3 protein-coding genes are annotated in these 2,182 nt (G+C 58.1%); 2 read left to right on the top strand and 1 reads right to left on the bottom strand.

From position 1 onward, the window contains the following. On the bottom strand, positions 1–342 hold a 342-nt coding region (locus tag MPRO_RS21925; protein ID WP_158651918.1), incomplete at its 3' end, for a LysR family transcriptional regulator. A 197-nt stretch (positions 343–539) separates the two neighbouring features. Here MPRO_RS21925 and dsdA point away from each other — a divergent pair. Both dsdA and MPRO_RS26415 read left to right on the top strand, forming a co-directional pair. After that, positions 540–1,841 carry a D-serine ammonia-lyase gene (gene dsdA / locus MPRO_RS21920; protein ID WP_439646791.1) on the top strand — a complete coding sequence of 434 codons (1,302 nt, stop codon included), beginning with the start codon at positions 540–542 and terminating at the stop codon, positions 1,839–1,841. 174 nt (positions 1,842–2,015) lie between these two features. After that, positions 2,016–2,182 (top strand): alanine:cation symporter family protein (locus MPRO_RS26415; protein WP_162492537.1); only part of this gene is annotated, 167 nt, incomplete at its 3' end.

The following is a 2,182-nucleotide window of genomic DNA, read 5'->3' as shown; positions in this document are numbered from 1 at the left end:
CAGGTGTAGCCGCGGCACCAGCCATTTGAACAGCAGGGAGGGCGTTGATCGAAAGCGTATCTGCCCTTCAAGCATCTCGCGCTGCAGGCGCTGCACGCAACCATCGAGATCCTGCAGACTTTTATGTACCACCACAAACAACTGCTTGCCTTCGCCGGTCAAGTTCAGCCCCCGGGGCAGGCGCTCGAACAACTTGAAACCCAGCTGTGCCTCCAAATGCTTGATCTGCTGGCTGACAGCCCCGGTGGTGACATGCAGTTGTTCGGCGGCACGGGTAAAACTCAGGGTACGGGACGCCACCTCAAAGGTTCGAAGCGCAGCAAGTATCTGGGCATTAATCATCGTTGTCTCCGGCACCAGCTTCAACTAAGGGCAACAGTAAAACAGAGCCCGACGGCTTTGCGTAGCCCCAGAATCCCAGATTGACGCTAAACTTGCTTTAGTTTGCCTAAAATCGCATTGAATATTCATTGATTGCGGATCTTTTAGACTGACTCCAGAATGCGCGCCTCGATACAGCCAGTGACCAAGGAAGAATGGTGCCAACACAAGACGCTTGCTCCATCACTCACAGACTCTCCCTGGGCGCTCCCTTATTCTGGCTAAACCCGGCCTGCGCGCACGATGCCCCCCAACCCGAGATGCGGGAAATCGAAGCTGCTGCTGCCCGCCTGCAGCGCTGTGCACCCCTGCTGGCCCAGCTGTTCCCCGAGCTTGCGGCGGACAAAGGCCTGATCGAATCTCCCCTACTGGCGGTGCCAGCACTGCAACAAGCGCTGGCGCTGCCGGGCACGCTGTTGCTCAAGGCCGACCATGATCTGCCGATTGCAGGCTCCGTCAAGGCCCGCGGCGGCTTCCATGAGGTGCTTTGCCATGCCGAGTCCCTTGCCCTGAAGGCCGGCATTCTGCACAGCATCGATGACGACTACCTCAAGCTCGCCGGCCCCGAAGCCCGGGCCCTGTTTGCACAGCATCTGCTGGGTGTGGCCAGCACCGGCAACCTGGGGCTTAGCATAGGCGTGATTGGCGCAGCGCTGGGCTTTGACACCTGCGTGCATATGTCCAGCGACGCCAAGGAATGGAAGAAGCAGCGTCTGCGCAACTTTGGCGTGCGCGTTATCGAGCATGCCAGCGACTACAGCGCAGCCGTGGCCCAGGGGCGCGCCGAAACCGAAGCCAACCCCCTGGGTTACTTTGTCGACGACGAAAACTCGCCCAGACTGTTCTATGGTTATGCCGTGGCGGCACTGCGTCTGCGGGACCAGCTGACCAAAGCGGCCATTAAGGTCGACGCCGAGCACCCGCTCATGGTTTATATTCCCTGCGGCGTAGGCGGTGCACCCGGAGGCATCTGCTTTGGCCTGAAACAGGTATTCGGTGACGCGGTACATTGCTTCTTTGCCGAACCCGCCCAGGCACCCTGCGTGCTACTGGGCGTGCAGGATCCGAGCATTCCGTCGGTCTATGACATAGGCCTGAGCTGCCAGACCGAGGCCGATGGCCTTGCCGTAGGCCTTGCGTCCGAATGGGTCTGCACGCGCATTCGCACTCTGCTGGCCGGCGTCTATACCGTGACCGACGAGAGCCTCTATCGTGATCTGTACCAGCTTCAAAACACAGAACAGGTTGCCATAGAACCCTCTGCTGCTGCCGGCATTCAGGGGCCAGCCAGACTGTTGAGCGACGGCGCCGACTACCTTAGCGCCCGCGGCCTGGAGTCTCGTCTTGCCCAGGCAACACAGTTGATCTGGACCACCGGTGGTCGCCTGGTTCCGGACGAAGAATATAAAAAGTTCCTCGAAAGAGGAAAAATAGCTTCTAATGAAACATTAACTGATTAAAATAGAATATGTTTCCTACAAGAAACAAACAGCCGACAACACAATGTGCACCGCACGCGTCGAGTCGAACCGTACTGCAGCCACCCTTTTGCTGATCGCCGGGTGACTTCATATCATGCCGCACCCCTACCTGGGGGCGGGTGATAACAATAACAACGAGGAGGCTTACCTCTAATGGAAATGCTCACGTCCATCATCGGAGAGATTAACAGTATTGTATGGGGCCCGCTGATGCTGGTTCTGATACTGGGTGTCGGTCTGTTCCTGTCCCTGGGACTGCGTCTGATGCCAATACTGAAGCTGGGTACCGGCTTCAAACTGTTGTGGCGGGGCCGCAAGGC

Origin of the sequence: Marinobacterium profundum (genome assembly GCF_001528745.1) — a bacterium.
Classification (GTDB): Bacteria; Pseudomonadota; Gammaproteobacteria; order Pseudomonadales; family Balneatricaceae; genus Marinobacterium_A; species Marinobacterium_A profundum.
This window is presented reverse-complemented; position numbering and strand designations above follow the sequence as displayed.